Annotated in this window: 4 protein-coding genes; all 4 read left to right on the forward strand. The window is 62.2% G+C overall.

Annotated elements, in window-relative coordinates; genetic code table 11:
- The coding region (locus ABY403_RS15140) for an EamA family transporter (protein WP_372841652.1) at positions 1-966 on the forward strand (966 nt) is incomplete at its 5' end.
- Positions 963-1,640: a DUF4386 domain-containing protein gene (locus tag ABY403_RS15145; protein WP_372841653.1), complete on the forward strand. Its 678-nt coding sequence runs from the start codon at positions 963-965 to the stop codon at positions 1,638-1,640. The genes ABY403_RS15140 and ABY403_RS15145, both read left to right, overlap by 4 nt.
- A gap of 141 nt (positions 1,641-1,781) precedes the next feature.
- Positions 1,782-2,264: a VOC family protein gene (locus tag ABY403_RS15150; RefSeq protein WP_372841654.1), complete on the forward strand. Its 483-nt coding sequence runs from the start codon at positions 1,782-1,784 to the stop codon at positions 2,262-2,264.
- A 138-nt stretch (positions 2,265-2,402) separates the two neighbouring features.
- Positions 2,403-2,891, forward strand: coding sequence for an AAA family ATPase (locus tag ABY403_RS15155; protein WP_372841655.1), 489 nt, complete (start codon positions 2,403-2,405; stop codon positions 2,889-2,891).
- The last annotated feature ends 64 nt before the right edge of the window (positions 2,892-2,955 follow it).

The following is a 2,955-nucleotide window of genomic DNA, read 5'->3' on the forward strand; positions in this document are numbered from 1 at the left end:
ACAGCGCTCGCCCCGGCGGTCTGGGGAAGCACCTATCTCGTCACGACCGAGGCGCTGCCTGCGGGATATCCCGTGACCCTTGCCGCGCTTAGGGCTTTGCCAGCCGGACTGCTGCTGCTTGCTGTCACGCGTTGCCTGCCACCCCGTGCCTGGCTCGGTCGCGTCTTCCTGCTCGGCAGTTTCAACTTCGCGCTGTTCTGGGCGTTGCTATTCGTGGCCGCCTACAGGCTTCCCGGCGGGGTAGCGGCCACACTCGGGTCGCTGCAGGCCATGATAGTGATCCTTATGGCGCGCGGCTGGCTCGGCACGCCGATCCGGGCAGGTGCGATTGCCGCAGCTGCAACTGGCGTTCTGGGTGTGGCGCTTCTGCTGATCTCGCCGGACGCCGAACTGGACCCCGTGGGCATCGCCGCAGGGCTTGGTGGCGCGGCATCCATGGCGGCGGGCACGGTCCTCAGCCGGAAATGGCAACCGCCTGTCTCGGCCCTCAGCTTTACCGCTTGGCAGTTGACCGCCGGAGGGTTGATCCTGTTGCCGCTGGCGCTGATTGTGGAACCCGCGCTGCCGACACTCACGGCGACGAACCTGGCCGGGCTGGTCTGGCTCGGGCTCATCGGTTCTGCGGCCACCTATGCGCTCTGGTTCCGGGGCGTCGCCCGGATCGAGCCAGGCGCGGTCTCGATGCTGGGCATGATGAGCCCGGTGACGGCGGTGATCCTTGGCTGGGTGGTGCTGAGCCAGTCGCTGTCCCTGCTGCAGGGACTCGGCGCGCTGATCGTCCTCGGCTCGGTCTGGGGAGGTCAACGGGCGAACCGCCCGGCAACGCACCCGCCGGGAAGGTCGGCGGCGAGCTCCGATCTGGCCGGTGGAACGTTTTTGGACCGGACCGGTGTATTTCAGGCGATATTCAGTGCGCAACCGTTCCAGTACGTCATGGCCAATCGCAGCGAAAGGAGGCCCCGATGACCGTTCACACCCCAACGCCCGACCTCTCCCGAAAGGCCCGCCTTGCCGGCCTGCTGTACCTCGTCATCATCATCGCCGGCCTTGGGGCCGAGTTGGGACTGCGCGGTCCGTTGATCGACCTCGGCGATTCGGCGGGCACCGCGGCGGCGATCCTGGCCGCACCGGGCCAGTTCCGGCTGGCCATCGCCGCCGACCTGGTGATGGCGCTTTGCGATGCCGGGCTCGCCATACTGCTTTATCTGATCTTTCGGAGCGCATCGCCGGGGCTTGCCCTGTCAGCGATGGTGTTTCGACTGATCCAGACCGTGCTGATCGCCGCGAACCTCATGGTCCTGCAAGCCGCGTGGCTTCTAATTTCTGGCCCCAACGAGCTTGCCGATGCCAACGCGCTTGCGCTGGTGTTCCTCGATCTGCACGGTCATGGCTATGATCTCGGCCTCGTTTTCTTTGGCGTCAACAGCTTGATCATGGGTCTGCTTGTCTGGCGATCAAGTCATTTTGCGAAGGTATTCGGGGCCGGCCTGGCGATCGCCGGACTCGTCTATCTAATCGGCAGCGGCCTGCGCTTCTTCTCCCCTGAATGGTCCCAGGCATTCGTACCGGCGTATCTACTGACGATCCTCGCCGAGACGGCGTTCTGCATCCGGCTGCTTTTTCAAAGGAACCCAGTCTAACATGGACCAGGTTGAACAGGTCGTCTCAAGAGACGTCCGGATCGAATGCACCGCCGATCAACAGATGCGCGCCCTTGCGCCCATGTCGGAGATTTCGGAACAGCCGGTTTCGGCTTGTCACGATAAACTAGGAGAGGATTCATGTCTCAGCGAGGTTTCACTGTCCGCGCCTTAGGCGAAATCGCCATCCGGTGCATCGATCTTGACTCAATGGTCGCATTCTATCGCGATGTCATCGGGCTTGAACCGCTCAACGATCCGAACAACGGCCGTATCGTATTCCTTCGCATCGCCGAGGGATTTGGCGGCCATACAACGGTGCTGGCTCTGTTTCGTCATGACATCGAAGCCGCAGGCCGGACGCGGGCGGGTGAGTTGCCCCCTGCGACGGGTCCAGGCTCATCGCTTCATCACCTTGCGCTCAGCCTGCCTTGGGATGAGCAGGAGGCTGCCATCGGGTGGTATGAGAAACTCGGCCTGGAATACCACGTAGAAACATTCGATTGGGTGGGTTGGCGCGGCGTTTTCACCTTCGACCCCGACGGCAACACCGTCGAACTCGTTGCCAAAAACCCAGGCTGGGTCGCCCCTTCAAGCGCGGCATCTCAATCGGCAAGCCGTTGAGCCGCAATAAGATACCAAGCAAGAAGTGCGGTGGCATGATCTGTCAAAGCCTTGGCGGCCGAGGCCAATACTTTGGGATCAGGTCCGGCTAAGGACCAATCCTGAAATCTTTTCACCCGCAATGAGGGAGCCATAACTATGCTGTCTGAATCTCCGACGCTGCACATGCTGTGCGGTAAGATCGCATCCGGGAAGTCCACCATGGCCGCCCATCTTGGAGCCACGCCCGGAACGGTTCTCATCGCTGAGGACGCCTGGCTCGATGCGCTCTTCGCAGATGAACTGCATTCGCTGAAGGATTATGTGCGGTGCTCATCGAAGCTCCAAAGAGTCATGGGGCCTCATGTGGTCGCCTTGCTAAACGCGGGTGTGTCGGTCGTCCTCGACTTCCCGGCAAACACGGTCGCGCAACGCGCCTGGATGAGGGAGCTCATCGCCGGCACTGAAGCCGCTCACCAGCTTCATGTGTTTGACGTGCCAGACGAGGTCTGCTTGGCTCGACTGCGCGTGCGCAACGCGGCGGGAGACCACCCCTTCGCGGTCACGGAGGCACAGTTCCACCAGTTTTCCAGTCACTTCGCATCGCCGACCGCTGAAGAAGGCTTTGATCTCGTGGTGCATGGCTAAGCACACGATCAGGTGCTGGAGACCTGAAAATCAGACCAGAAGCCGTGCAGAACACGCACCCCCA

This window comes from Phaeovulum sp. (genome assembly GCF_041596715.1).
Lineage (GTDB): Bacteria > Pseudomonadota > Alphaproteobacteria > Rhodobacterales > Rhodobacteraceae > UBA6213.

Coding starts and splice junctions, on each gene's coding strand:
- ABY403_RS15145 (WP_372841653.1), top strand. CDS start 963: ATGACCGTTCACACCCCAACGCCCGACCTCTCCCGAAAGGCCCGCCTT.
- ABY403_RS15150 (WP_372841654.1), top strand. CDS start 1,782: ATGTCTCAGCGAGGTTTCACTGTCCGCGCCTTAGGCGAAATCGCCATC.
- ABY403_RS15155 (WP_372841655.1), top strand. CDS start 2,403: ATGCTGTCTGAATCTCCGACGCTGCACATGCTGTGCGGTAAGATCGCA.